The organism is Leifsonia sp. 2TAF2, from assembly GCF_052115085.1.
Classification (GTDB): Bacteria; Actinomycetota; Actinomycetes; order Actinomycetales; family Microbacteriaceae; genus Leifsonia.
On sequence record NZ_JBFRFY010000001.1, the window covers coordinates 1,685,862 to 1,711,746 of the forward strand.

26 protein-coding genes and 1 pseudogene are annotated in these 25,885 nt (G+C 68.8%); 16 read left to right on the top strand and 11 right to left on the bottom strand.

Annotation, left to right across the window (positions count from 1 at the left end; translation table 11 throughout):
- Nucleotides 1–9: 9 nt before the first annotated feature.
- Nucleotides 10–1,263, top strand: coding sequence for a cysteine--1-D-myo-inosityl 2-amino-2-deoxy-alpha-D-glucopyranoside ligase (gene mshC / locus AB4Z18_RS08075; RefSeq protein ID WP_441782165.1), 1,254 nt, complete (start codon nucleotides 10–12; stop codon nucleotides 1,261–1,263).
- Between the two features lie 14 nt (nucleotides 1,264–1,277).
- Here mshC and AB4Z18_RS08080 read toward each other — a convergent pair whose 3' ends face one another.
- Nucleotides 1,278–2,213 carry a proteasome assembly chaperone family protein gene (locus AB4Z18_RS08080; protein ID WP_441782166.1) on the bottom strand — a complete coding sequence of 312 codons (936 nt, stop codon included), beginning with the start codon at nucleotides 2,211–2,213 and terminating at the stop codon, nucleotides 1,278–1,280.
- Between the two features lie 90 nt (nucleotides 2,214–2,303).
- Here AB4Z18_RS08080 and AB4Z18_RS08085 point away from each other — a divergent pair, with 90 nt between their 5' ends.
- From AB4Z18_RS08085 to lnt, 10 genes are all read left to right on the top strand, one after another.
- Nucleotides 2,304–3,056 carry an HAD family hydrolase gene (locus tag AB4Z18_RS08085; protein WP_441782167.1) on the top strand — a complete coding sequence of 251 codons (753 nt, stop codon included), beginning with the start codon at nucleotides 2,304–2,306 and terminating at the stop codon, nucleotides 3,054–3,056.
- Nucleotides 3,053–4,084, top strand: a complete 1,032-nt coding sequence (locus tag AB4Z18_RS08090; protein ID WP_441782168.1) for a tRNA (adenine-N1)-methyltransferase — start codon at nucleotides 3,053–3,055, stop codon at nucleotides 4,082–4,084. Before AB4Z18_RS08085 ends, AB4Z18_RS08090 begins: the two co-directional genes overlap by 4 nt.
- A gap of 73 nt (nucleotides 4,085–4,157) precedes the next feature.
- Nucleotides 4,158–5,093: a peptidylprolyl isomerase gene (locus AB4Z18_RS08095; RefSeq protein ID WP_441782169.1), complete on the top strand. Its 936-nt coding sequence runs from the start codon at nucleotides 4,158–4,160 to the stop codon at nucleotides 5,091–5,093.
- Between the two features lie 21 nt (nucleotides 5,094–5,114).
- Complete coding sequence (locus AB4Z18_RS08100; protein ID WP_441782170.1) at nucleotides 5,115–6,146, top strand: helix-turn-helix transcriptional regulator; 1,032 nt, start codon at nucleotides 5,115–5,117, stop codon at nucleotides 6,144–6,146.
- Nucleotides 6,139–7,113 carry a helix-turn-helix transcriptional regulator gene (locus AB4Z18_RS08105; RefSeq protein WP_441782171.1) on the top strand — a complete coding sequence of 325 codons (975 nt, stop codon included), beginning with the start codon at nucleotides 6,139–6,141 and terminating at the stop codon, nucleotides 7,111–7,113. Before AB4Z18_RS08100 ends, AB4Z18_RS08105 begins: the two co-directional genes overlap by 8 nt.
- Nucleotides 7,114–7,142: 29 nt before the next feature.
- Entirely contained in the window at nucleotides 7,143–7,502 is a 360-nt protein-coding gene (locus AB4Z18_RS08110; RefSeq protein WP_441782172.1) for a hypothetical protein, read from the top strand.
- A 4-nt stretch (nucleotides 7,503–7,506) separates the two neighbouring features.
- Nucleotides 7,507–7,785: a Sec-independent protein translocase subunit TatA gene (gene tatA / locus AB4Z18_RS08115; protein WP_441782173.1), complete on the top strand. Its 279-nt coding sequence runs from the start codon at nucleotides 7,507–7,509 to the stop codon at nucleotides 7,783–7,785.
- A gap of 43 nt (nucleotides 7,786–7,828) precedes the next feature.
- Nucleotides 7,829–8,581 (top strand): twin-arginine translocase subunit TatC, encoded by a 753-nt coding sequence (gene tatC, locus AB4Z18_RS08120; protein ID WP_441782997.1) that lies wholly within the window; start codon nucleotides 7,829–7,831, stop codon nucleotides 8,579–8,581.
- Nucleotides 8,582–8,642: 61 nt separating this feature from the next.
- Complete coding sequence (locus AB4Z18_RS08125; protein WP_441782174.1) at nucleotides 8,643–11,075, top strand: DEAD/DEAH box helicase; 2,433 nt, start codon at nucleotides 8,643–8,645, stop codon at nucleotides 11,073–11,075.
- A 65-nt stretch (nucleotides 11,076–11,140) separates the two neighbouring features.
- Nucleotides 11,141–12,721: an apolipoprotein N-acyltransferase gene (gene lnt / locus AB4Z18_RS08130; RefSeq protein WP_441782175.1), complete on the top strand. Its 1,581-nt coding sequence runs from the start codon at nucleotides 11,141–11,143 to the stop codon at nucleotides 12,719–12,721.
- A gap of 31 nt (nucleotides 12,722–12,752) precedes the next feature.
- On the opposite strand, the gene AB4Z18_RS08135 is transcribed toward lnt, so the two are convergent.
- The 4 genes from AB4Z18_RS08135 to AB4Z18_RS08150 form a co-directional block, all read right to left on the bottom strand.
- Nucleotides 12,753–13,124 (bottom strand): RNA polymerase-binding protein RbpA, encoded by a 372-nt coding sequence (locus AB4Z18_RS08135; protein ID WP_441782176.1) that lies wholly within the window; start codon nucleotides 13,122–13,124, stop codon nucleotides 12,753–12,755.
- Nucleotides 13,125–13,247: 123 nt separating this feature from the next.
- The gene (locus tag AB4Z18_RS08140; protein WP_441782177.1) at nucleotides 13,248–13,997 is read right to left on the bottom strand and encodes a glycerophosphodiester phosphodiesterase family protein; all 750 of its coding nucleotides are present in this window, start codon (nucleotides 13,995–13,997) and stop codon (nucleotides 13,248–13,250) included.
- Nucleotides 13,994–15,037 (bottom strand): SPFH domain-containing protein, encoded by a 1,044-nt coding sequence (locus AB4Z18_RS08145; protein ID WP_441782178.1) that lies wholly within the window; start codon nucleotides 15,035–15,037, stop codon nucleotides 13,994–13,996. Before AB4Z18_RS08145 ends, AB4Z18_RS08140 begins: the two co-directional genes overlap by 4 nt.
- On the bottom strand, nucleotides 15,034–15,534 hold the full coding sequence (locus AB4Z18_RS08150; RefSeq protein ID WP_441782179.1) for an NfeD family protein: 501 nt from the start codon (nucleotides 15,532–15,534) through the stop codon (nucleotides 15,034–15,036). The genes AB4Z18_RS08145 and AB4Z18_RS08150 overlap by 4 nt, the downstream gene beginning before the upstream one ends.
- 107 nt (nucleotides 15,535–15,641) lie before the next feature.
- Here AB4Z18_RS08150 and AB4Z18_RS08155 point away from each other — a divergent pair, with 107 nt between their 5' ends.
- Both AB4Z18_RS08155 and AB4Z18_RS08160 read left to right on the top strand, forming a co-directional pair.
- Nucleotides 15,642–16,412, top strand: coding sequence for an SDR family oxidoreductase (locus AB4Z18_RS08155; protein ID WP_441782180.1), 771 nt, complete (start codon nucleotides 15,642–15,644; stop codon nucleotides 16,410–16,412).
- The gene (locus AB4Z18_RS08160; RefSeq protein WP_441782181.1) at nucleotides 16,409–18,409 is read left to right on the top strand and encodes a S9 family peptidase; all 2,001 of its coding nucleotides are present in this window, start codon (nucleotides 16,409–16,411) and stop codon (nucleotides 18,407–18,409) included. Before AB4Z18_RS08155 ends, AB4Z18_RS08160 begins: the two co-directional genes overlap by 4 nt.
- A gap of 286 nt (nucleotides 18,410–18,695) precedes the next feature.
- On the opposite strand, the gene AB4Z18_RS08165 is transcribed toward AB4Z18_RS08160, so the two are convergent.
- Both AB4Z18_RS08165 and AB4Z18_RS08170 read right to left on the bottom strand, forming a co-directional pair.
- Nucleotides 18,696–19,328, bottom strand: a complete 633-nt coding sequence (locus tag AB4Z18_RS08165; protein ID WP_441782182.1) for an HdeD family acid-resistance protein — start codon at nucleotides 19,326–19,328, stop codon at nucleotides 18,696–18,698.
- Nucleotides 19,329–19,752: 424 nt separating this feature from the next.
- Nucleotides 19,753–20,292, bottom strand: a complete 540-nt coding sequence (locus tag AB4Z18_RS08170; RefSeq protein WP_441782183.1) for a hypothetical protein — start codon at nucleotides 20,290–20,292, stop codon at nucleotides 19,753–19,755.
- A 496-nt stretch (nucleotides 20,293–20,788) separates the two neighbouring features.
- On the opposite strand from AB4Z18_RS08170, the gene AB4Z18_RS08175 reads away from it, so the two are divergent.
- Nucleotides 20,789–21,892: a bactofilin family protein gene (locus AB4Z18_RS08175; protein ID WP_441782184.1), complete on the top strand. Its 1,104-nt coding sequence runs from the start codon at nucleotides 20,789–20,791 to the stop codon at nucleotides 21,890–21,892.
- 148 nt (nucleotides 21,893–22,040) lie between these two features.
- Nucleotides 22,041–22,501 (top strand): annotated as a pseudogene (locus AB4Z18_RS08180) (MBL fold metallo-hydrolase RNA specificity domain-containing protein); the annotation flags it as partial.
- An 18-nt stretch (nucleotides 22,502–22,519) separates the two neighbouring features.
- Here AB4Z18_RS08180 and AB4Z18_RS08185 read toward each other — a convergent pair.
- Entirely contained in the window at nucleotides 22,520–23,449 is a 930-nt protein-coding gene (locus tag AB4Z18_RS08185) for a universal stress protein (RefSeq protein WP_441782185.1), read from the bottom strand.
- A 134-nt stretch (nucleotides 23,450–23,583) separates the two neighbouring features.
- Here AB4Z18_RS08185 and AB4Z18_RS08190 point away from each other — a divergent pair, with 134 nt between their 5' ends.
- Entirely contained in the window at nucleotides 23,584–24,138 is a 555-nt protein-coding gene (locus AB4Z18_RS08190; protein WP_441782186.1) for a flavodoxin family protein, read from the top strand.
- 33 nt (nucleotides 24,139–24,171) lie between these two features.
- Here AB4Z18_RS08190 and AB4Z18_RS08195 read toward each other — a convergent pair whose 3' ends face one another.
- From AB4Z18_RS08195 to AB4Z18_RS08205, 3 genes are read right to left on the bottom strand one after another with little or no spacing between them, the layout of a single operon-like run.
- A complete protein-coding gene (locus AB4Z18_RS08195) occupies nucleotides 24,172–24,399 on the bottom strand; it encodes a universal stress protein (RefSeq protein WP_441782187.1) in 228 nt (75 codons plus the stop codon).
- Nucleotides 24,396–24,815, bottom strand: coding sequence for a pyridoxamine 5'-phosphate oxidase family protein (locus AB4Z18_RS08200; protein WP_441782188.1), 420 nt, complete (start codon nucleotides 24,813–24,815; stop codon nucleotides 24,396–24,398). Before AB4Z18_RS08200 ends, AB4Z18_RS08195 begins: the two co-directional genes overlap by 4 nt.
- Nucleotides 24,802–25,704 (bottom strand): universal stress protein, encoded by a 903-nt coding sequence (locus AB4Z18_RS08205; protein WP_441782189.1) that lies wholly within the window; start codon nucleotides 25,702–25,704, stop codon nucleotides 24,802–24,804. The genes AB4Z18_RS08200 and AB4Z18_RS08205 overlap by 14 nt, the downstream gene beginning before the upstream one ends.
- Nucleotides 25,705–25,885: the final 181 nt, after the last annotated feature.

Consider the following 25,885-nt stretch of genomic DNA (forward strand, 5'->3'; position numbering starts at 1 on the left):
GCTGACGCCGTGCGCGCCTGGACGTCACCCGAGGTCCCGCGGGTGGAACCGGTGCCCGGTGCGGCGGGGGACGTGCCCCTGTTGTTCGACACCGCCACGCAACAGCTCGTCGAGGCGCGCCCCGACGACATCGCGCGACTCTACGTCTGCGGCATCACCCCGTACGACGCGACGCACCTCGGTCACGCGTCCACCTACCTCGCGTTCGACACGCTGCAGCGGGTGTGGCGGGATGCCGGCTACCGCGTCCACTACGCCCAGAACATCACGGATGTGGACGACCCGCTGCTCGAGCGCGCCCAGCAGACGGGCGTCGACTGGCGCACACTCGCCGACGAGCAGGTCGAGCTCTTCCGCGGCGACATGGAGGCGCTCCGCGTCCTCCCGCCGGACGACTACGTCGCCGTCACCGAGGTGATCGAGCAGATCGGCCGCGCGACGCGCATCCTGCTCGACCGCGACCTGGCGTACCGGGTGGAGGACGACGTCTACTTCGACATCGCCGCCGCTCAGGATGCCGCACCGTGGATCCTCGGGGAGGAGAGCGGACTCGGTCGGGACACGATGCTGTCCCTCTCGGCCGAACGCGGCGGCGACCCCGATCGCCCGGGCAAGCGCGACCCTCTCGACCCGCTGCTGTGGCGCGCGGTTCGGCCCGGCGAGCCGAGCTGGCCGTCGGACGCGGGGGAGGGACGCCCCGGCTGGCACATCGAGTGCTCGGTCATTGCGCTCATGCACCTCGGGCGCGACTTCACGGTGCAGGGCGGAGGGTCGGACCTCGTGTTCCCGCACCACGAGCTGAGCGCCGGGCACGCGGCGGCGCTGAGCGGGCATCCACTCGCTCGGGTGTACAGCCATGCCGGCATGGTGGCGTACCGGGGCGAGAAGATGAGCAAGTCGCTCGGCAACCTGGTGCTCGTCTCGCGGCTCCGCGAGCAGGGTGTGGACGCTCGGGCGATCCGGCTTGCGCTACTGGCGCACCACTACCGAAGCGACTGGGAGTGGTTCGACGAGGCGCTCACGGAGGCGCAGGTGCGGCTCGGGGCCTGGCAGGCGGCGATGGCGCATCCCGTCGCCGAGGTGGCGGCGGAGGCTGCGTTGGAGGAGCAGGCGCTGGTCGCGCGCCTGCGTGCGGCATTGCGGGACGACCTCGACACGCCCTCGGCGTTGCGCGTGATCGATCACTGGGTGGCGGCGTCCCCGCCGGCGCTCACCGACCTCGTCCCGCGCGCCGTCGACGCGCTCCTCGGCATCCGTCTCTGACCCGGGGGACCGAGTCAGCCGCGGCGAGGGTCGTCGGGCGCGCGACCAGCGGTTCCGCCGTCGCGGCCGTCGCCCCGGCGGCGCAGGTAGCGCTCGAACTCCTGCGCGATCGCCTCGCCGCTCGCCTCCGGCGAGTCGACGGTGTCGCGTGCCTGCTCCAGCTGCTGGATGTACGAGGCCATCTCCTCGTCGTCCGACGCCAGCGCGTCGATGCCCGCCTCCCAGGCTGCCGCCTCGTCGACCAGCATGCCGCGCGGGATGGTCACATCGACCAGCTCCTCGAGCTTGTCGATGAGCGCCAGCACGGCCTTGGGGCTGGGCGCGTTGTGCACGTAGTGCGGCACGGACGCCCAGATCATGATGGTCGGGATGCCGACGTCCTCCGCGCCCTCGGCGAGCGCACTGAGGATGCCGACCGGCCCCTCGTAGTTCGAGCGCTCCACGCCGAGCTCGGCCCTGACGGCCGCATTGTCGCTGGAGGCGAAGACGGAGATGGGACGGGTGTGCGGCACGTCGGCGAGCATCGCGCCGAGGAAGACGACGGCTCCGATGTCGGCGGCGAGGGCCACATCCATGATCTCGGCGGTGAAGCTGCGCCAGCTGCGCGAGGGCTCCGTTCCGAGCAGGAGGAAGATGTTGCCGGCGTTGTCGCCGGTGACGGTGAGCTCCGCATCGCCGGCGAGGCCTTCGCCCACATGCCCGGGGAGCGACGGCCCGTAGACGACAGCGGACGGCCAGATCAGGCGGCGCCGCCCGTCGTCGTCGGTCACCACCGGCCGGTTGAACTGGAAGTCGAAGTAGAGTTCGGGGTCGACCTCGGCGAGGGGCACGACGTCGAGCTGCTCCTTGAGCGTCTTCACCGCGCCGCTGGCCGCCTCGCCCGCGTCGTTCCAGCCCTCGAAAGCCACCACGAGGATGCGGCCGCCGAGGATGTTGTGTCCGTCAGTCACGAAGCTGTCCCTCGTCCCTTCCTGGCGCCCGGTCGGGACGCCATCCCATCCCAGGATAGGCCCGCGGCTCTCCCGATAGACTTGCCCGTTGTGACCGCGTCTTCTCCCCGCAGCGAACATCCCCCTGCCGACAGCGCCGATACCGCCCAGGGCGGCGGTGCAGACGGCAGCGGGCTCCCCGCGGCCGTCCTCTGGGACATGGATGGCACGCTCGTCGACACCGAGCCGTACTGGATGGCGTCCGAGCAGGAGCTGGTCGGTTCGTTCGGCGGCACCTGGACGCACGACGACGGCCTACTGCTCGTCGGGCTGGGACTGTGGAACTCGGCCGAGATCCTCCGCTCGCGCGGTGTCGCGATGGAGGCGGACGAGATCGTGCACTGGCTGACCGACCGGGTGCAGCAGAAGCTCGACGACGAAGGCGTGCCGTGGCGCCCCGGCGCGCGCGAGCTCCTCGAATCGCTGCGCCGGCGCGGCATCCGGACAGCCCTCGTGACCATGTCCGTGCGACGGATGGCGGAGCAGATCGTCGCGCACATCCCGTTCGACGCGTTCGATGTGATCGTCAGCGGCGACGAGGTGGATGCGCCCAAGCCCGACCCTCAGCCGTACCTGCGCGCTGCCGAGCTGCTCGGCGTCGAGGTGCGTGATTCCGTCGCGATCGAGGACTCGCTGGTCGGGCTGGCGTCCGCCGTGTCGTCCGGTGCGGCGACCATCGGAGTCCCGCACATCGTGCCGCTTCCGGTGTCCGAGGAGCACACCCTGTGGGAGTCCCTGGACGGCCGCACCGCGGACGATGTCGTCGCTGTGGCCCGCGCACGCCGAGAGGCGGCCACCCGATGAACGAGACGCGTCGTAGCTCCGGTCCGTTCCGCGCGGGCGACCGCGTGCAGCTCACCGGCCCGAAGGGCCGCATGAACACGATCACGCTGGAGCCGGGCAAGCTGTTCCACAGCCACCGCGGGGTGCTCGAGCATGACGCGATCATCGGTCTTCCCGACGGTTCGGTCGTCACCAACAACGCCGGCGTCGAGCACCTGGCACTGCGTCCGCTGCTCACCGACTTCGTGATGTCGATGCCGCGCGGCGCCGCCATCGTGTACCCGAAGGACGCCGCTCAGATCCTCGCGCTGGCCGACATCTTCCCGGGCGCGACGGTGGTGGAGGCGGGCGTCGGCTCCGGCGCGCTGTCGCTGTGGCTGCTGCGCGCGATCGGTCCGGAGGGGCGGCTGTTGTCGTTCGAGCGCCGCGAGGAGTTCGCAGACGTCGCGCGCGACAACGCGGCGACCTTCGCCGGCGCCGAGCCCGGGAACTGGACGCTGACCGTCGGCGACCTGCAGGACGCCCTGCCGTCGGCGGTCGAGCCGGGCAGCGTCGATCGCGTCGTGCTCGACATGCTGGCACCGTGGGAGACGCTGGATGTCGTCACCGATGCCCTCAAGCCCGGCGGCGTGGTCATCTGCTACGTCGCCACCGTGACCCAGCTGTCGCGCGTCGCCGAGGCGATCCGCGCCTCCGGCAACTACACGCATCCCCAGTCGAACGAGACGATGGTGCGCGGCTGGCACGTGGAGGGCCTCGCCGTCCGCCCGGACCACCGCATGATCGCGCACACCGGGTTCCTCATCACGGCGCGCCGGCTGGCTCCCGGAACCGTGCTGCCCGAGCTCAAGCGCCGTCCGTCGAAGTCGGACTACTCGGACGCCGACGTCGAAGCCTGGACCCCTGGCGCCCTCGGCGAGCGGGAGTCGAGCCCGAAGAGCTTGCGGAAGAGGATGCGGGAGGCCGCTGCCTCCGCCGATCTGGCGAAGGGCCGGGAGGCGGCTATGGACTCCGCGGACACGGACGAGGACGCTCCGGGCGTCGGCTAGCATGAGACACCGGGATGCCGTGCACGCCTGCGGCCGTCCCACATCCCCCATCGATCGGATCGAAAGAGGACCCGTGCCGAACGCAACTGGTCGCCGCGCAACCGCACTCGGCAGAGCAGCCGCCGTCATCGGAGCCGTCGGCCTGGTGGCCGTCGCCCTGACCGGATGCTCGAGCAACCCGAACGCCGACTGCGGCACCGCCCTCCCGTCGGGAAAGGCCTCGCAGCTGGTCGAGGCGACAGGGAAGATCGGCTCGAAGCCCAAGATCACGGTCCCGAGCCCGCTCGACACCACGAAGTCGGAGCGCACGATCATCACCGAGGGCACCGGTGAGCAGGTGCACAAGGGCCAGGTCGTCGAGATCCAGTACACGATCCTCGACGGCAAGACGGGTCAGGTGCAGCAGACCTCCTTCGGGAGCGGCGACACCTACCCGCTGGCGCTGGGCTCCGGCAACGCGGCCCTGACCAAGGGCCTGCAGTGCGCGCCCGTCGGTTCGCGGGTCGCGGTGGTCATCTCGCCGAAGGACTCCGGCGGCAGCGGCGCGACATCGTCCGGGATCTTCGTCGCCGACATCCTGAAGGCGTACCTGCCGAGTGCGAACGGCGCCGTCCGTCCGTCGGTGTCCGGGTTCCCGACCGTGGTGCTCGCGCCGACCGGACAGCCCGGGATCACCATCCCGTCGTCGGGTTCCGCGCCGAAGAAGATCCGCACCGAAGAGCTGAAGGCGGGCGACGGAGCGACCGTCAAGAAGGACTCGATCGCCATCCTGCATTACACCGCCGTCGGCTGGGACAACAAGAACGTCGTCCTCTCCAGCTGGCAGTCCGGCTCGCCCGACCTCGTCTCCATCGGGAACGGTCAGAGCCAGCTGAACCAGGCGCTGCCGCAGAGCGTGCTCAAGGAACTGGTCGGCAAGAAGGTCGGCTCGCAGGTCGTCATCGAAGCCCCCACCGACGGTCAGGTTCCGGCCGCGGCGTGGGTGGTGGACATCCTCGGGATCCGCTAGCGCGCGCACTAGGATGGTCGGGTGTCCCGTTCATCCGTCTCGCCCTCGCGCGTCCCGGTCGAGGAGCGTCTGTTCAGCCTCGTGCTGGCTCTGCTCGCGACCGAGAACGGCCTGACCAAGAGCGAGATCCTCTCGACCGTGCAGGGGTACCGGCAGCGGTACGAATCCCACGGCGACAACAGCAGCCTGGAGCGGCAGTTCGAGCGCGACAAGGACGACATCCGCGAGCTGGGCGTGCCGCTGGAGACGGTGGAAGCGCCCGAGGCATCGGGCAACAATCAGCTGCTGCGCTATCGCATTCCCAAAGGGGCATACGATCTTCCGGCCGATGTGAGCTTCTCGCCGGAGGAGCTCGCCCTTCTGGGCCTTGCCGCGGCCGTCTGGCGTGAGGGGTCGTTGTCGGGGGAGTCTCGGCGCGCGCTGATGAAGCTGCGGTCGCTCGGCGTCGAAGCCGATGACCCGGTGGTCGGTTACGCCCCACGCCTGCGCGTACGCGAGAGCGCCTTCGAACCGTTGAGCCAGGCGCTGGAGCGGCACGTGATGGTGCAGTTCCCGTACCTCAAGCCGGGCGAGAGCGCGTCGCGGTCGCGCACGGTCGCGCCGCTCGCCCTCGTGCAGCACCAGGGCCGGTGGCATCTCCAAGGCATCGACCAGGAGGCGAAGGCGTCCCGTACCTTCCTGTTGTCGCGGATCGTCGGCGCGGTGAAGGTGACGTCGCGCGTCTTCGATCCGGAGCAGTACCGCGTCGACGGGGAGGCTTTCGCCGAGCGAGCCCTCCTGGAGCTCGAGCGCATCTGGGAGTCGAATCTCGCCGAGATCGAGGTGACCGCCGGCACCGATGCGGCGACCCGCCTGGGCAAGCGTTACGGAGACGCGATCCCTGTGGGGGCGGAGGGGGAGCCCGTGCGGCTCACCGTCAACTTCTCCGACAGCAACATCCTGGCCGACCAGCTCGCCTCGTTCGGGCCGGAGGTGCTGGTGCTTGCGCCGCCGGAGCTACGCGAGCAGGTCCTCCGCCGCCTCGAGGCGACGGTGGAGGCGCACGATGGCTGAGCGCCGGAAGCCGATGCAGGCCCAGGACAAGCTGGCCTTCCTGCTCGCGCTCGTGCCGTACCTGATGGACCGCGACCGAGTGAGCGTGGCGGAGGCCGCCGAGCACTTCGGCGTCGAGCAGGAGCAGCTGCGCGACGCCGTGCGCCTGATCGCCGTCTCGGGCATCCCGGGGGAGACGAACGCGTACCAGCCGGGCGACCTGTTCGACATCGCGTGGGACGACTTCGAGGAGAACGACCAGATCGTCCTCACGCATCAGGTCGCGATCGACGACTCGCCCCGGTTCTCGGCCCGTGAGGCTGCGGCGCTCATCGCCGGGCTGCAGTACCTGACCGCCCTGCCGGAGAACGCCGACCGGGATGCGATCGGCTCGCTGATGGCGAAGCTCGCGCGCGGCGCCTCCGCGGCGCCCAGCCAGCTCGCCGTCGCACGCTCCGAGTCCGATGAGGCCCTTGGCATCATCCGGGACGCCGTGCTCGGCGGCGTCCAGGTGGAGTTCGATTACCTCAGCTCGCGGGGGGAGCGCGAACGCCGCCGCGTCGATCCGCTGCGGATCGAGTCGGTCGACCAGGACTGGTACCTGCGCGGCTGGGACCATCTGCGCACGGCGATCCGCACCTTCCGTCTCGACCGCATCGACAACCTGGTCGCCACGGACGAGGCGATCACCTACCGGCCGGGCGACGTGAAGCTGCCGGAGACGCTGTTCACCGGCACCCCCGACGACCTCCTGGTCACGGTGGAGATCTCTGCCTCGGCCATCCCGCTGATCGAGGACTACATCCCCGAGGGCGCGGCACGCGAGGCCCGGGGCGACGTCATCCGCACGAGCCTCCGGGTGGCGCACTTCCACGGGCTGAAGCGCCTGGTCGCCGGGCTGTCCGGTGTCCTGACGGTGCTCGACCCTCCCGAGGCTCGCCAAGTAGTCGCAGGGTGGGCTCGCGCCGGCGTCGAACGCTACCTCTAGGCGCCGAGCGCGACCGGTAGGCTGGGGGCATGCCCTGGTGGTCGTGGCTGGTGATCTGGACCGTGCTCGTGCTCGGTCTGCTCGGCATGCTCGCGTTCTTCGCCTGGTGGCTCTTCCGCAAGGTGGTCGCCGCCGGCCGAGAGGCGGCCGCGCTCATGGAGAAGGCGGAGGTGCTGTCGCACCGCGCGGAGGAGCTGCACGACACCTTCGAGCCGGCCGTGCTGGCCGACGCCGCCGAGCTGTATGCGGAGCGCCAGGACCGCGTTACGGAGCGTGTCTTCGCGCGGCAAGCTCGCAGGGACGCCCGGGTCAGGCGCGGTAGACTACTGGTCGATGTGGACCCGGCAACGGTTCCCGATCGCTTCGCCCACCTTTTGAGAAGGATCTGATCTCATGTTCGCAGGACTGACCGGATGGCATCTGCTCATCATCCTCGCCGTGATCCTGCTGCTCTTCGGTGCGCCGAAGCTGCCCGCTCTCGCCAAGAGCATCGGTCAGTCGATGCGGATCTTCAAGGGCGAGGTCGACGAGCTGAAGAAGGACGGCAAGGACGACAAGTCCGCCGACGGCTCCGTCCAGAACACCGCTGCTTCGGCTCCGGCCCCCGCTGCTCCGACGGTCACCCCGGTCGCCCCGGTCGACCCCTCGACCGAATCCAACCCGAAGTCGTAGTCCGGTGGCCTCCACCAAGCGAGGCACGGACCGCGACGGACGGATGACGCTGGCCGAGCATTTCATCGAGCTTCGCAAACGGCTCTTCCGTTCCGCTCTGGCCCTTGTCGGCGGCGCCGTGATCGGCTGGTTCCTCAGCGACTACGTGATGAACGCGATGCGCGGCCCGATCACCGCCATCGCCAAGGATCAGGGTCGCGAGGCGATGCTGAACTACGACAGCATCACCGGAGCCTTCGACCTGAAGATGCAGGTCGCCATCACCATCGGCGCGATCATCTCGAGCCCGGTGTGGCTGTACCAGATCTGGGCGTTCTTCGTTCCGGCGATGACGCGCAAGGAGAAGAAGTACGGGTTCGGGTTCTTCTTCACCGCGGTGCCGCTGTTCATCGCCGGGGGAGTGTGCGGCTGGCTGCTCGTCCCGCACATCGTGAGCCTGCTGACCGGCTTCGCTCCGGAGGCGGACTCGGCGATCATCGGGGCGAAGACGTACTTCGACTTCATCCTGAAACTGGTCATCGCGGTCGGGATCGCCTTCGTGCTGCCGGTCTTCCTGGTGCTGCTGAACTTCGTCGGCGTGCTGAGCGCGAAGTCGATCATCGCCTCCTGGCGCTGGGCGCTCATCCTCATCGCGCTGTTCACCGCGATCGCGACCCCGGCCGCGGACGTGCTCTCGATGTTCCTGCTGGCCATCCCGATGGTCGCCCTGTACTTCGCGGCGTACGGCGTTGCCTGGCTGCACGACCGGCGTGCGGCCAAGATCCAGCTGCGGATCGAAGCGGAACTCGCTGCCTGACCTGGCAGCCACCTTTCCGCTCCACCGCGGTCTGTCTCTGCGGCAGGCATAGGCTGGGCGTGTGACCGACCAGACGCTCTCGCCGGCGGAGCGGTTCGCCGCCTCCCGCGACCGGGCCCGCCAGCCCCTGCTCGAGACTTTCCGCACGGGGCTCCGCTTCGACCTCGACCCGTTCCAGCGGGAGGCGTGCGCGGCGCTCGAGCGCGGCCGCAGCGTGCTGGTGGCGGCGCCCACGGGTGCGGGCAAGACCATCGTCGCCGAGTTCGCCGTGTTCCTCGCCATGCGCGAAGCCAACGCGAAGGTGTTCTACACGACGCCGATGAAGGCGTTGAGCAACCAGAAGTTCCAGGAGTTCCAGGAGGCGTACGGCGCTGAATCCGTCGGTCTCCTCACCGGCGACACCAACATCAACTCGCACGCCCGGATCGTCGTCATGACGACCGAGGTGCTGCGCAACATGCTCTACGCCGACTCCGACCTCCTCGACGACCTCGCCTACGTCGTCATGGACGAGGTGCACTACCTGGCCGACCGGTTCCGCGGCGCTGTCTGGGAGGAGGTGATCATCCACTTGCCGTCGGAGGTGCGGATGGTGTCCCTCAGCGCGACCGTGTCGAACGCGGAGGAGTTCGGCGACTGGCTGCAGGCCGTCCGCGGCGACACGGATGTAGTGGTGTCGGAGGAGCGCCCGGTGCCGCTGGAGCAGCACATCCTGATGCGCTCCAAGCTGATCGACCTGTTCGACTCGTCGGGCCTCGCGGCGACCAATCGCGTCAACCCGGAGCTGGTGCAGATGGCTCGCTACGGCGGGCGCGTGCTCAGCAGCCGGCAGATGCGGGATGTGGGTCGTTACCACTCGAAGGGCGGTCGCCCCGACTCGTTCCGGATGAACCGCGCCGACCTGGTGGCGCTGCTGGGCGAGCGCAATCTGCTGCCTGCGATCTTCTTCATCTTCAGCCGCAACGGCTGCGACGCCGCGGTGAAGCAGGTGCTGCGGGCCGGCGTCCGGCTGACCGAGAAGCACGAGCGCGACGAGATCCGCGAGATCGTGGAGGACCGCTGCCGGACCCTGCTCGATGAGGACCTGGCGGTCCTTGGCTACTGGGAGTGGCTGGAGGGGCTGGAACGTGGGGTCGCCGCGCATCACGCGGGCTTGCTCCCTGCCTTCAAGGAGGTCGTCGAGGAGTTGTTCCGCCGGAAGCTGGTGAAGGTCGTCTTCGCCACGGAGACGCTCGCCCTCGGCATCAATATGCCCGCCCGCACAGTGGTGCTGGAGAAGCTGGAGAAGTTCAACGGCGAGGCACGCGTCCCGATCACGCCGGGGGAGTACACGCAGCTCACCGGGCGCGCCGGCCGTCGCGGGATCGACGTCGAAGGGCACTCCGTCATCCAGTGGGAGGACGGGCTGGACCCGCAGTCTGTCGCGTCCCTCGCCTCCCGCCGCAGCTACCCTCTGAACTCGAGCTTCCGGCCGACGTACAACATGGCCGTCAACCTCATCGACCAGTTCGGCCGGGGACGCACCCGCGAGATCCTGGAGTCGTCGTTCGCGCAGTTCCAGGCGGACCGCGCGGTGGTCGACCTGGCGCGCAAGGCTCTGCAGCAGGAGCAGTCGCTCGCCGGGTACGAGGAGGCGATGACCTGCCACCTGGGCGACTTCAAGGAGTACTTCGCCATCCGGCGCGAACTCACCGACCTGGAGCGCGCCGGCTCGCGCGTCGAGTCGACGTCCAACAGCGACCGCGAGAAGCGGCAGCGGAAGCTCGCCGACCTGCGCAAGCGGATGAAGGACCACCCCTGCCACCGCTGTCCCGAACGCGAGGCGCATGCGCGGTGGGCCGAGCGCTGGTGGAAGCTGAAGCGCGACACCGATCGGCTGCGGTCGCAGATCCAGTCGCGGACCGGAGCGGTAGCGAAGGTCTTCGACCGGGTGTCGGACGTGCTTCTCGAGCTCGGCTACCTGACCCAGGAGGACGGCGAAGTCGCCCTGACGGTGCACGGCCGCACGCTGAAGCGCATCTACGGGGAGCGCGACCTGCTCGTCGCCGAATGTCTGCGCCGCAACGCGTGGAAGGACCTCGACGTGGCGGGGCTCGCGGCGATGGCGTCCGCCCTGGTGTTCGAGCCGCGGCGCGAGGAGGGGCTCGCCAGCGACCGCAACCTTCCGCGCGGTGCGTTCCGTCCGGCGCTGGAGAAGACGGTCGGACTGTGGAGCCGCCTCGACGACCTCGAGCAGGACCACCACCTCCCGGGCAGCGAGCCGCCGTCGACCGCCATCGCGCTGGCCATGTGGATGTGGTCCCGCGGTTCGGGGCTGGATGCGGTGCTCACCGAGGCCGACATGGCGGCCGGGGACTTCGTCCGCTGGACGAAGCAGACGATCGATCTGCTCGACCAGCTGTCGCTCGTGGCGCAGGGGAACGTCGGGCGGGTCGCCCGGCAAGCGCTGGAGTCCATCCGCCGGGGGATCGTCGCGTACTCGTCGGTCGCGTAGGGCGCGCGTGCCGCGCGGCGCATCCTGAGCGGGGATCACACGCGGATGCCTTAGGCTCTCCCTTCGTGCACATCGTCCCGCGAGCCCCGCTTCCGCTCTGGTTCGCGGTGCTCGTGGCGGCCGGCGCGGGGCCGGTGCTCGACGCCGGTTTCCCCGACAAGGACTGGTGGCCGCTCACCTTCGTCGGGATCGCGATGGTGCTGCTCGCGCAGCGCGGACGTCGCGCAGGCTCGGCCTTCCTGGTCGGGTGGGTCGCGGGAGAGTCGTTCTATCTCGTCCACGTCGCCTGGACGGCGCTCTACCTCGGTCCCGTGCCCTGGGTGGCCCTCTCGACGCTGGAGGCGCTGTTCTGGGGTGTTGGCGGCATCCTGATCACCCTGGCCTACCGCTGGGTGCCCCGGGCCTTCCCGACGGTGCTCGGGCGGGTAGGGCTGCTGCCGGTCATCGTGGGCGGGCTGTGGGTGCTCCGCGAGTTCGTCACCGGCACCTGGCCGTACGGCGGCTTCTCGTGGGGGCGCGTCGCCGAGTCGCAGTCCACCAGCCCGCTCGCGCCGCTCGTCGCGTGGCTCGGCATCTCCGGGCTCAGCTTCGTGATGGTCTGGCTCGTCGCACTCCTTCTCGAGCTGCCCCGGGTCGTGGATGTGCGTGCCGTCTCGCGCGCGCTGCTCGCCGGCGCGGCGGTCGCGCTCGTGTTCGCCATCCCGGCGTGGCCGGCCACGACGCAGGGGTCGACGCGCATCGCCGCCGTGCAGGGCAACGGACCAGCCGGCTACTTCGACAACGCGCCGCCCGGAGCCGTGTTCGATTCGCAGGTGGCCGAGACGCTCCGCATCCCGCGATCGCAGGTCACAGGGTCGAACGCGGTCGACATGGTCGTGTGGCCGGAGGGATCGGCGCTGCCGGACCCCACGCGCGACCCTGACAACGCGGCGATCCTGGATGCGCTGAGCCGCAAGTTCGGCGCGCCGTTCGTGGTCGGCACGATCACGGCCCGCGATGATCGCCTGTACAACACGTCGCTGCAGTGGGAGGCCGGCAAGGGCGCCGTCGACTACTACGACAAGAAGCATCCCGTGCCGTTCGGCGAGTACGTCCCCGACCGCGCGTTCTGGCGGCCGTTCGCCCCCGCTCTGATCGACCTCATCGGGCGCGACTACACGCCGGGGACCCGCGACAACGTGTTCGACGTCGGAGGCGTGCGGGCCGGTATCTCCATCTGCTTCGACATCGTCGACGACCAGCTTCTCACCGACATGATGCGCGGGGGAGCGCAGGTGATCCTCGCGCAGACCAACAACGCCGACTTCGGCGAGACGGACGAGAACCAGCAGCAGCTCGCCATCGCGCGGCTCCGCGCCATCGAGGCGGGACGTTCGCTGGTGAACATCTCCACGGTCGGCAGCAGCCAGATCATCGGACCGGACGGCAGCACCATCGCCTCCACCCCTCCGTTCAAGCCGGGGCACATGGTGGCGGATGTGCCGCTCGGGACCACCACGACGCCGGCGACGCTGCTCAGCCGGGGGATCGAGTTCCTGGTCGCAGGGCTCGGGCTGTTCGGGCTCCTGGCCGCGTTCGTCGGGCGACGGAGCGGATCCGACTACGGTGCTCCGAACATGCAAAGGCCGCTCTCACCGCGAGGGTGAGAACGGCCGAAGCTGGTGGTCTTGCCTGGGGTCAGGCGCTGTGACGGCGCTCGCTGGTGCCGCGACGGGCGCGCAGGTACTGCAGGCGCTCCTCCAGGAGCTCCTCGAGCTCGGCGCGGCTGCGGCGCTCGAGCAGCATGTCCCAGTGGCTGCGGGGAGTCTTGACGTCGGAGTGGTCGATCTCGACCGGGATGTCACCGACGAGAAGGTGTGCCTCGTGGCCGCAGTGCTTGCACTCCCAACCCTGGGGAGCATCTGCCTCCGCCGAGAATACGACGTCGGTCTCCTTGCCGCAGGCGGGACAAAGATAGGTGTAACGGGAACGCGGAGAGTAGACGACGCCTTCTTCGCTCTGTAGGCTTTGAGCGCCGAGTCTCATTCCGCGCAAGCTGCGATCTGCCATTGTGTGGTTCTCCTCTGTGCGCGCGAATCCTCACAGTTATAAACCGTCAAGCTGGGGATTCTCTTTCCGGTGGCGCGTTTCTCCCAGGGGCCTCTCAGAGTCCGCACACTCTGGGGACGCGATTCAGTGGCGCGAGCCCACCAGCGCGGCGAGCACATCGCAGCGGTCGGTCACGATGCCGTCCACGCCGAGATTCAACAGGCGCGCCATGTCGGACGGGTCATCGACCGTCCAGACGTGCACCTCCGCGCCGGCGGCGTGGATGCGCTCCACGGTCCGTTCCGTCACGATGCGCACCGGTCCGCGGCGTTCGGGTATTTGGACGGCCACGAAGCCTTGCAGCGCCCGCCGGACGAGCGGGCGGATGCCCAGCTTCGCTCCGATCAGGGCCGGAACGAACTCGGAGACAGAGGGGGAGGAGGCGATGCCGGGGAAGTGGTCGGCGACGGCCGTGCGGCGGTCAGTCGAGAAGCTCGTGATGAGCACGCGATCGGCGGCACGGGCGTTACGGATGGCATCCACGGCGGGTGCTGCGGCCCGCGCATCCTTCACGTCGATGTTGAAGCGCGCATGTGGGAAGGCGTCGAGTGCCTCGGCCAGCGAGCAGAACGCCTGCCCGTGACCGAGGTCGATGCGGCGGAGCTCCCGCATGGTCAGCTGCGCGACCTCCACCTGGCGTCCGGCGACACGTGAGAGGTCGGAATCGTGCGAGATCACCGCGACACCGTCTGCCGACGCGTGGATGTCGGTCTCGAGGTGCGTCGCCCCGGCGGAGAGGGCGCGCAGGAACGCCAGCAGGGTGTTCTCGGGCGCGTCGACCGCCAGACCGCGGTGCGCGATGATCCGCGGCCCCGGCCCGTCGAGGAAGGTCACGGCGTGGACGTCGGAGGCGTTCCCGGCTCGGGGGAGTCCGCGGCAGAGTTCGCGGCAGAGTCCGCCGCAACTGCAGGGGCATCCGCAGCGGCTGCAAACGCGGCCGTCGCGTCGACCGGTGCAGCAGCCGCAGCAGCCGCAGCGCCGCCGGAGCCGAACGCCGTGCCGATGCCCTTGAGCGCCTCGGTCAGCTCGCTCGGGATGATCCAGAGCTTGTTGGCCTGACCCTCGGCGAGCTTCGGCAGCGTCTGCAGGTACTGGTAGGCCAGCAGCAGGTTGTCCGGATTGCCTCGGTGGATCGCGCCGAACACCGTCGTGATGGCCTGCGCTTCACCGTCGGCGCGAAGGACGGCGGCCTTCGCCTCGCCCTCCGCCCGCAGGATCGCCGCCTGACGCAGACCTTCCGCATTGAGGATCTCGGACTGCTTCGTGCCCTCAGCCGTGAGGATCACCGCTCGACGGTCGCGCTCTGCGCGCATCTGCTTCTCCATCGAGTCCTGGATGGAGTGAGGCGGGTCGATCGCCTTCAGCTCCACCCGGGAGACGCGGATGCCCCACTTGCCGGTCGCTTCGTCCAGGACGAGTCGCAGCTGGCCGTTGATGTTGTCACGGCTGGTCAGCGCCTCTTCGAGGTTGAGGCCACCGACCACGTTACGGAGGGTGGTGGTCGTCAGCTGCTCGACCGCGCCGAGATAGTTGGCGATCTCGTATGTCGCGGCCCGCGCATCCGTCACCTGGAAGTAGACGACCGTGTCGATCGAGACGACCAGATTGTCCTCGGTGATGACCGGCTGCGGCGGGAAGGAGACGACCTGCTCGCGCATGTCGATCAGCGGCCGCACCTTGTCGACGAAGGGGACGACGACGTTCAGGCCCGGCAGGAGGGTCTTGTGGTACCGGCCCAGCCGCTCCACGACCCCGGCGCGCGCCTGCGGGATGATCCTGATCGATCGGAACAGCGTGACCAGCACGAAGATCGCGATCACCAGGATGATGACGCTGACCACGATGGTCACGATCAACTGGCTGACTTCGTTCACGGGGCGATCCTCTCGGTGAGGCCGTCGGTTCCTGCGGAGACCGGTGCGGGAGCCACGACGGCTGTGGCTCCCTCGATCGAGACGACGACGACATGTTCGCCGGGTACGAGTTCGCCCGGGACGAGGTCGGGATTTGCGAGGCGCGAGGTCCAGGTCTCGCCCATCTGCAGTTTCACCAGGCCGGTCGAGCGGGTGACCGTGGACACGACGACTCCGCCCATCCCGATCAGCCGGTCGACATTGCTCTTCGCCGGGTCACCGCCGCGCTTCAGCGCGCGGAGGAGTGGCGGGCGGATGCCGAAGAGGAGCACCACAGACAGGATGGCGGCGATGATGAGTTGGAGCCACCACGGGGCTCCGAACAGGCCGGAAAGCAGGCCGCCGAGGCTGCCGACGGCCATCATCAGAAAGACGAGATCGAGCGTCAGCATCTCGATGATCACGAAGATCAGGATGAGGACAAGCCAGGCAATCCAGGCGAAGGACGTGATGTCCATGACGTCCCCCTTTCACACTTGATATGACGGTACCAGGTGCGGCCGACGCCGCTTCGGACGCTCTTGGTAGTCTCAGGATGCTGTACATCGACGCCGAGGAGTTTTACGTGGCCAACCCCCTTTCACCTGGTTCGCTGACGGGCAAGCGCGCCCTCGTCACCGGCTCGTCGCGCGGGATCGGCGCGGACACCGCGCAGTATCTCGCCGAGGCGGGCGCGAGTGTCGTCATCAACTACCGCAACAAGGAAGCGCGGGCGCAGAAGCTCGTCGACTCCATCGTCGCAGGCGGTGGAACGGCCCTCGCGGTCGGCGCCGATCTGACGGACGCCGGCTCGGTAGAGGCCATGTTCCGGACAGTCGCGGACGCCTGGGGCGGCCTCGACATCCTGGTGCTCAACGCCTCCGGCGGCATGGAGTCCGGCATGGCCGAGGACTACGCCATGCAGCTGAACCGGGATGCGCAGGTGAACGCCCTGACGGCGGCACTTCCGCTGCTCGGCGAAGGCGCCCGCGTCGTATTCGTGACCAGCCACCAGGCGCACTTCATCAAGACCACGCCGACGATGCCCGAGTACGAGGCCGTCGCCCTGAGCAAGCGTGCGGGCGAGGATGCGCTGCGCGAGCTGCTGCCGACGCTCGAAGACAAGGGCGTCGAGTTCGTCGTCGTCTCCGGCGACATGATCGAGGGCACCATCACCGCGACGCTGCTCAACCGTCTGAATCCCGGAGCCATCGACGCCCGCAAGGAGGCCGCGGGCCGCCTCTACAACGTCAGCGAGTTTGCCGCAGAGGTCGCCTCCGCCGTCGTGGACCCGATCCCCGCCGATCACACCCGCCTGGTCGGCGACGTCTCCAGCTTCACCCCGGTGGACGAGTGAAGGCCGCCGATCTCGGGCTGCTGACCAGCGTCTCGACGCCGACGGTTCACCCGGGCGGCGGGCGCGCCGTCGTGTCGGTGACGCATCCCTCGCTCGACGCCGATGCGACCGTCGGCCAGCTGTGGAGCATCCCGCTCACCGGTCATGCCGCGCCGAAGCTGGTCACCCGCGGGTTCCGTGACACGGCTCCTCGTTTCTCGCCGGACGGCCGGCTTCTCGCCTTCCTCCGCTCCGAGCCCAAGCGGCCGCCGCAGTTGTACGTCGTCGACGCCGCCGGAGGGGAACCCGTGGCCGTCACCGACCGCACCCTCGGCGTCTCCGAGTTCGACTGGTCGCCCGACGGCCGCACGCTGGCGTTCGTCAGCCGCGAGCCGGAGCAGGGCCGCTACGGGACCGTCGAGGGGATCGATCCGTCCGGCGAGCCCGCACGTCGCATCGACACGCTGAAATATCAGGCGAACGGGCTCGGCTACACGATCGACCGTCAGGCGCACGTGTTCACCGTGCCGGTGCCCGACGTCTGGGCCGAGCCCATCCCGGCGCCCGTGCCGCTGCCGGACGGTTCGACGGGGGCCGCGCCGACGGTCGCCGAGCCGCGGCAGCTTACCGACGGACCGTGGGATGACGGCGCGATCTCGTTCTCACCGGACGGCCGGAGCATCGCCTTCGTATCGGCACGCCACGCCAGCCGCGACATCGACCTCCGCTCCAACGTCTTCCTGGTCTCCGTCGACGGGGGAGACGCAAAGGACCTCACCGGTCGGCACGGCTCCTACAGCGTCCTGGATGCCTCCTTCACCGGCAACGGCGCGCTGTTCTTCACGGCTCAGGATGTGGGGGAGAGCGGTCGCGACTTCGTCGCACGCAACGCGGCGCTCTATGTCATCGAGCCGGACCGGATGGACGCCGCACCGAGGCGACTGACCGACCCGGAGACGGTCGACTTCACAGAGTCCGCCATCGCCCCACACCGCGACGACTCCGTGCTGGTCCTCGACCGCAGCCGCGGCGCGCTGGTGCTCACCGAGGTGGATGGGGCGGGGGAGAGCCGCCGCCTCACCGACGACCGCACCGTCGTGAACGGGGTGGACTCGGTCGGCGACACCATCGTCGTCTCGTACGCCGATGCGCGGACGATCGGCGACGTCGGACTGATCGCCGGCGGAGCCGTGAATCGGTTGACCGACCTGAGCGCCCCGCTGCGTGCTCGCGGTGTCGTCGCCGCCCAGGAGCTGACCGTGACCGGTCGCGACGGCTACCCGGTGCACGGTTGGGTGCTGGTCCCGGAGGGCGAGGGACCGCATCCCGTCCTCCTCAATATCCACGGCGGCCCGTACGCCGCCTACACGCATGCGCTGTTCGACGAGGCGCAGGTCTACGCGGCGGCCGGCTACGCGGTCGTCATGTCCAACCCGCGCGGAGCGGCGGGATACGGCCAGGAGCACGGCCGGGTCATCCGCCAGAAGATGGGGACAGTGGACCTGGACGACGTCCTCGACTTCCTCGACGGAGCCATCGTGCAGGTGCCCGGGCTCGACGCCGACCGCGTCGGGATCATGGGCGGGTCGTACGGCGGCTACCTGACGGCCTGGACGATCGCGCACGACCACCGGTTCGCCGCGGCGATCGTCGAGCGCGGATTCCTCGATCCCGAGGCGTTCGTCGGAACCAGCGACATCGGCAGCTTCTTCGGCGACGAGTACACCGGCACCGATCCCGAGCTCATGCGGTCGCAGAGCCCGCAGGCAGTGGTCGACCGGGTGCGGACGCCCACGCTGGTGCTTCACTCGGCGAACGACCTGCGCTGCCCGCTCGGGCAAGCGGAGCGCTACTACGCCGCGCTGAAGCGCAGGGGAGTGCAGACCGAGCTCGTCATCTTCCCGGGTGAGGACCACGAGTTGAGCCGGGGCGGGCGACCCCGGCACCGGCAGCAGAGGTTCGACATCATCCTGGACTGGTGGGCGCGTCACCTGCCCAGCCGCAACAACCACCGCTAAGCCGCGGGCGGCCTCGCTCGGCGGATGAGCGTGGCCGCCGTCGGCCCTGTTTTCAGGACCCGGCGCGTCCTCTTTTCAGGACTCCTGTATTCAGGAGATCCGAGGGCGCTCGTTCCGCCATGTCCTGAAAAGGGGGAGTTTCAGCGCCCTCACGCGCCCGATCTCCTGAAAACAGGGGCGGCACATCCTGAAAACAGGGGCGGCACATCCTGAAAACAGGACTCTGGACGAGTCCTGTTTTCAGGATGTGACCGGCTTCAGGGCATGACGGGCGGATCGTATACGATCAGGCGACGCGCGGTGCCGTGGCAGGGGAGTCGGTCGCCTTCAGGACGTCGCGCCCGAACGTGAACGCCCGCACGATCCCGATCACGCCCAGCACGATCAGCGCGAAGGCCGCGAACCAGAGCAGGAACACCGCGGACGACGCCGGCAGCACCAGCACGACGATGCCGGCAATGATGCTCAGGATGCCGAACGCGATGGCCCAGCCCGACGATGCGGCACGGCCGGCTTCGGCGAGTGCCATGACGCCTTCGATGATCCACGCGACTCCGATGAAGGCGACCGCAAAGATCACCAGCGTCACGGCCGCGGCGGAGATGTTCTTGAGCGCCAGGATGCCCGCGAAGATGAGCAGAACTCCGAGAATGATGTTGAGCACTCGTGAGCCGCCGCGGAGCCCGTGGGCGAAGATTCCGATGGCCAGCCGCAGCACGCCGGCGATCAGGAAGTAGATCCCGAGGAAGACGGCGAGAACAGAGAGCGTCTTCTCGGGCCAGAACAACAGGACGATGCCGAGGATCAGCGAGACGCCGCCGCTGACGCCGAGCGCCGTCCGGACGGCATTGATGGCAGAGCGCGTCATGTCACGCGCATTCAGAGAGAGTTCGTTCACGATCGGATCGGTCGCGCTCATTGCTTCATCCCTTCGCAAGTGCGCCGGTACTCGGCGATTGCTGCTGACACTAGCGCTCAGCGGGCCGCGTGTCAGGAGCCGTGACAGGCCTGTCGCGCATCGCTGATAATGCACATTATGTCAGTATGCAGCTGGCATGTCCCATTGGATGCGTACGCTGCAGCTCCTCTCACAGGGACCGGGACGAAGCTCGTCAGAGCCCGCCCCGGTCCCCGCAACCGTGTGTTGCGGTCACCTTGTGAGGGCCCCCGACCGCGTGACCAGGTGTTGAGTCTGGATCACCTCCGGTTGCCGGGAACTGCCCGTGCACCGACTGTGCGGCTCAAGCGCCCCCGCGTGCAGGGCCGAAGGTCCCGTCCGTGGCCGGGACAAGGAATGAATGTGAGTAGATCTCATAAGTCGCGGAGTGGTGGCTGCAGCGCAATCACGGTCCCGGCTGCGGGAGCGTCTTGCGCCGCGATAGCTGCCAGTCCACGACGACTGCCGTTGCTATGAGGAGCAGCCCAGCCAGGAGAGCCAGCGTCAGATACATGATCATCTGGGACGCGCGTAGCTCAGTACGTTCGAGGGATTGCCCGGAAACAAGCACGTCCCCACCGGAAAGGCGCTGCGCCACGATGGCGAAACGGAGACCATTCGCCGGTGCCCAGGTCACCGCATCCTCACCGGATCTTCGAGCCGCGTCCAGCACACCGCCCGGGATCGTGGCTAACCGGTTGCCGAGGTAGCCGTTTCCCGCAGTCGGCTCGTTCACCGCGTTGTAGCGGAGCCAGAACGTCCCCCGGACGCGTGCAAGGTCCAGCCGCGCAGGCTGGTCGGAGACATCCTGGGACGACAGCAGCGCACGCGGCGCGTCTTCCGCAGCGCTGCGACCACCGTGTTGTGCCACGATGCCGACCGCGCCCAGAGCGAGGGCGAATAGTGCATACGCGACGATGGCTATCAGAATTCGGCGGACCCACATGTGCCGAGCATGGCCCCGAGAGATGACCGCGTCGTCATCCTGGGGAAGGATTCTGGAACCCGCCCGCCCGGTTCGTGGTGCTGATGCGTAGCACTCCCCTAGCTGGCTCCCATGCAGCGTCGGCGCCACCATCCCTAAGGAACCGTCCGCCTGATCAGAAGTGCTCTAGAAGTTTTTCAGCGCGGATATCGGTGCCCATGCCCGCGGTCGCTGCCCAAGGAGTCCCCGGTGAGCGCGCCCTCCCCACGCGCACTGCATATCGACTGGACCCGCTGCGACGGTCGCGGGCTCTGCGCGGAAATACTCGAACACGCGCTCGGCCGCGACGACTGGAGGTTCCCGGTCGCGCGGCACTCTGCCCCCTGGCCGCGCTGCGACTGATCGGCGACGGCAGCCGTTGACGCCTTCGCGCAGGACCTCCGACCCTATGACCGAAGACCGGACGGCGGGAGGGTGAGCATGCGGTGCGTACGCCGCAGACCGGGGGACCTCCGACATGACCGCTCGACGACGGGCTGCCTTTACAGCCGTGGCCGCCTTCCTGCTCCTGGGAATCGGAGGCGCATCCGCCGCCGCACCCCGGCCCGCTGCGACAGACGGCACGCAAGGACCGCACTTCTACACTGGCGTTACCATCGATGTTTCCGGGCCTATCGACGGTGACGTCTATGCCGCAGGGCAGAGCGTCACCATCAGCGGCAACGTCCGCGGCGACGTGATCGCGGCCGCGCAGACGATCACGATCGCCGGCACCGTCGATGGCAACGTCCGGCTCGCCGCGCAGGATGTGACGATCACCGGTGGTGTCACCCGGAGCGGCACAGTTTTCGCCTCCAGTCTTGTGCTGGCCGACGGCGGGGCGATCGGCAACGACCTCGTGGCCGCGGGGAGCTCACTGAGGATCTCGGGTGACATCGGAAGGGATCTGCAGGTCAGCGCAGCGAACCTCACGATCGATGGGTCGGTAGGCGGAGACGTCACCTACTCCAGTGAGAACACCGCACGCATCGCGCAGGGAGCGGTCGGTGGCACCGTCCACCGTGTACAACCTCAGCGGTCGCCGGCCGTCGAGATCTCCCCCTGGGCCGTGCTGTTCGGATGGGTGCTGGGAGTGCTGTACGCACTGATCGCACTCAGCATCCTCACGGTCACGGCCGGCCTGCTCATCCCGCGCTGGTTGCAGCGGGTCACCGACCGGTTGCTCCCCTCCCCCTGGCGCGCCCTCCTGGTCGGATTCGTGGCGGCGATCGTCGTACCCTTCGCGCTGCTCTTCCTGCTGGTGACCATCATCGGGGCTCCGCTCGCTCTTGCGGGCATGCTGGTGTGGGCCGGACTCACTCTTGCGACATTCCTATTCAGCGCCCACTACCTCGGACGGCTTGTACTCCGCGGCAACCATCCCCCGGTGCTCACCTCATTCCTCGGCGGCCTCATCCTGATCGTGGCACTGCAGATCCCCTGGCTGAACATCCTGGTGTGGCTGGCTATGGTCTTCTTTGGCCTGGGCGCCCAGCTCCTCGAATTCCATCGACAAGCGCCATGGAGAAGGACGATGGAACCGTCCATGGCCACACAGCACTCGACTGCACCCCACGGCTGAGCTGCGCATCCGTTACGGTGCGACAGTGGGTACCCCAGCCACCGCCGACGTGAATGAGACATTCGCGTCATGACTCCGGCATCATTTGCGCTCATCGTCGCGATCGGCCTGCTCGGCCCGCTGCTCTCAGCGCGCAACGTCTGGCACCCTGGTGCGCACGGCGGATGAGTCGAAGCTTCTGAACCTGCGCGGGGGCCCTGCGATCATCATCTCCGCCAGTGGGATGCTCGAAGGCGGCCGGATCCTGCATCACCTCGAGGCGTACGGCGGGGACCGGCGGAACGCCATCGTCCTCACCGGGTTCCAGGCCGGCGGAACCCGCGGGGCGGCGCTGCAACGCGGGGAACGTATGTTGCGCATCCACGGACGTGACGTCCCGATCCGGGCACAGGTGCACACCCTCGACATGCTCTCCGCGCACGCGGACGCACAGCAGATCATCGAGTGGATGGCCACGGCGCCGACCGCACCAACGCGGTGTACCTGACCCACGGAGAGCCGGATGCCGCCGATCAGCTGCGGCTGCGGATCCGCCGCTCACTCGGCTGGACCGCCCGCGTGCCCGACTTCGGGGAGAGGGTCAGTGCGACTGCGGCGACCGGGCCGTGAACCGCAATGCCCGCCGGCTCACCGAGGTGCAGTGTCTTCCACCCGATTGAGCGGGTTCCGCGCCACGACGACGGGTGTTCGCATGTCGAGCAGGACATCGTGCGCGACCGAGCCGAGCATCAGCCGTTGCACATTGTGCCGGTCATGGACACCGACGACCAGCATGCTGGCACCATCGCTCTCGGCAACAAGCGCTCGCGAGGGCGCTGTGTCGAGCACCTCCGTGAGGACGATCACCCCCGGATGCCGCTCCCGGGCAAGGCCGGCCGCTTCCTCCGCGATCCGCTCACGGCGGTCGCCGAGGGAAATCTCCGGGACGAGTCCGGCGAGCAGCGGGTTTGCGACATAGCCGGCACACACGACCGTCAGCGGCTCGCCGAGCGCCTCGGCCTCAGCCGCCGCGAACTCCACAGCCGTCTCGGTCTGGAGTTCGCCATCCACGCCGACCACTACTCCGCGCCCGACGTCGGTCCAGCTGTGCGGGATCACCGCCACCGGGCATTCCGCGACGGCCGCCACGCGCACTGCGAGTGACCCGGCGAAGGCCCGCTGGCGGTCGGCCTCGGCCAGGGTCCCGATCACCAGCAGGTCGGTCTCGCGGGAGATAGCCGCGAGCTCCGGCCCGATATGGCCGTAGCGGAAATGTGTGCTCACTTCGATGTCCTCGGGTGCCTGACCGGACGGCGCCGCGGCCCCGGCCGCGACCGGCTGGCGCTCCAGCACCTCGTGCGCGTGGTGCAGGGCGATCCGCTTCTCGGCCTCCAGAAGCGACTTCACTGCCAGAACAAGCAGGTGGCTCGGCTCCGCCGGGTTGTCGCCCCAGGTCCGCTCGATCACGTGGACCAGTTCGAGACGGGCGCCGTCGCGCGCAGCCCGTGCGGCCGCCCAGTCGAGGGCGGCCCGGTGATCCGGCTCCCCGTCGACAGCGACCATGATCGTGTAGGACATCGCGACATCTCCTTCCGATGACAACACTTACGAGGATGCCGCCACAGCAGCCGACGCCGTAGAGCCGAAAGTCCCTCGCACCCAGGTGACTTTCGACCCTGCTCACCTCGTCATCCCGGCGCGACACTGCCGGTATGAACCAGACACCCCGTGTCGCCACGGCGACCATCATCTACGAGTCCATGTTCGGCAACACTCGGGCAGTGGCCGCGGCGATCGCTGACGGCCTCCGGTCCGCGACGACGGTCACCGTCATTCCGGTGAAGGACGCGCCGGAATCCTTTCCCGACGTCGACCTGGTCCTCGTCGGAGCCCCCACCCATGTCCACGGCCTGAGCAGACCGGCGAGCCGCACCGAGGCGGGTACGTGGGTCGATGACCCCGAGCGTCATCTGACTCTCGAGCCGGACGCCGAAGGAATCGGCGTGCGCGAGTGGCTGGACGCCTGCGCAGACGCCCCCGCCAGATATGCCGCCTTCGACACCCGCGCCGACATGACGGAACTCTTCTCCGGCTCGGCGGCGCGCAGCATCGAGAAGCGGCTCCAGAAGCTGGGGGCGCAGCAATTCTGTGAGCGGAAGAGCTTCCTGGTCGACAAGAACAGTGTGCTTGAGCCAGGTCAGCTGGAACTCGCCCGCGACTGGGGCCGGACGCTGGCGACCGAGCTGCAGGCTCCGGCGCTCCGCTGACGGCACGGAACAAGGCCTCGCCTGCCCGTGTTCTCAGCGTGCGCCGGCGCCCTCGGATCCGTGGATGACCAGGACGGGGCAGTCCGCATGCTCGACGGAGGACCGCGAGACCGATCCCAGAAGCAGCCCGGTGAACACCTCTCTGGCTGCCTGGTCGGCGATCGCGCGCGCTTCAGCCTCCGGGGACCACCCGTCCATCGCATAGCCGGCCAGGACTGCGCCGTCGACACCGACCACGGTGCGGCCCTTCGGGGAGGTCACCAGCGTTCCGGCTCCGCCGTGCGGTGGAAGCGTCGACCGCTCACCGCGTCGACATCGATGAGGATGTAGCGGTACTTGAGCGTGGGCACCCACGGCTGCAAGGGCGCACCATCCGCCGCATCGATCTCGGCCTGCTGTTCCAGTTGACGGGCGCGTCCGTGTGCGACGACGCTCCAAGCCTCGTCGTCCGTATAGCCGTCGGTCTCGAATGCGACCGCGCTGTGCACCGTGAGTTCGAGCAGCTTCGTTCCGGGCGCTGTCCGGATCAGGATGCTATCCCCGTCCGAGTAGTAGTTCACGGGGAAGATGTCCACCTCTCCCCCGGCCGCGGTGGCGAGCCGGCCGAGGACGCCCTGCTTGAGCAGTTCACGGCATTCCGTCCTGTCGAGTTCCTGGACGGGATCATCGGACGACATGGGCTTCTCCTTCAGGCTGGGCGACCGCGGAGGTCACCGGTGGCGCATGGACGACGATGGTCGGAGACGTCACATTGAGCAGGACGTCGTAGGCGACAGAACCCAAAACTCCCGGCAGCGCCTCCTCGCGACGGGAATCACCGACGACGAGCACTTCGGCGCCGCGGGCGATGTCGTTGAGCGCTGTTCCGGGAGGTCGTCGCACCACGCGGCTGCGGATCGTGATCCCGGGCTGGCTGCGACGTACGCGCTCGACGGCGGCCGTGAGCAGACCCCGCGCCTCGTCGTCGTACTGCGACAACCGCTCCGGCTCCGCATCCCGTCGGTCGGCCCCCCTGGGCGATGGCCCCGAGGACCGCACCGCGATGAGTTCGCAGTGATGGTCGCACGCCAGGTCGGCCGCTAGATCGAGTGCCGCGCTGCCGGCTGGACTGTCATCCACCCCGACCACCACGCCGCGCCGCAGGTGCGACTCGGTATCAGGGACGATCGCGACCGGGCCGACAGCCAGGTTGGCGAGCTGCAGGCTGCGGGAGCCGAACGCACGACCGTAGTGGAAGCCGGTCTTGTGAGTGCCGACAACAAGCATCGTTTCGGTGTCGCCGAGTGAGGCGAGGACCGTCATCGGGCTTCCGCTGCGCAGCTCCGCCCGCGGTCCGGCTGCGCCATGCAACGAGCGTGTGTACCCGACCTCGTCCTCGAGCAGTCGGCGTGCGCCGGAGTCGACTTCGTCGATGAGATCTGTTCCGGCAGCTCCCCATTCGTCGTCGGCGACGTGCACGAGGACGACCTCGGTATCGTGCTGCCGAGCGTGGCCGATGGCCCAGCGGATCGCCGCGCGCGATGGCAGCGATCCGTCGACACCGACGATATATCTGCGGATCTCCATTCGGGTACCTCCGCTCCCACTGTCCTGCGCCGAGAACCGCGGCGACGGGTCGTTGGTCCCGCGGGAGCTCGGCCGGGTGTGCCGCCCAGCGTCGTCTGCTGGAGCATCCGGCCGGACGAGAGGGGTGTGCGGTCCCGGCCTCCTGACTAGAATCGCCGCGATGGGTGGGCCCGACCGGACC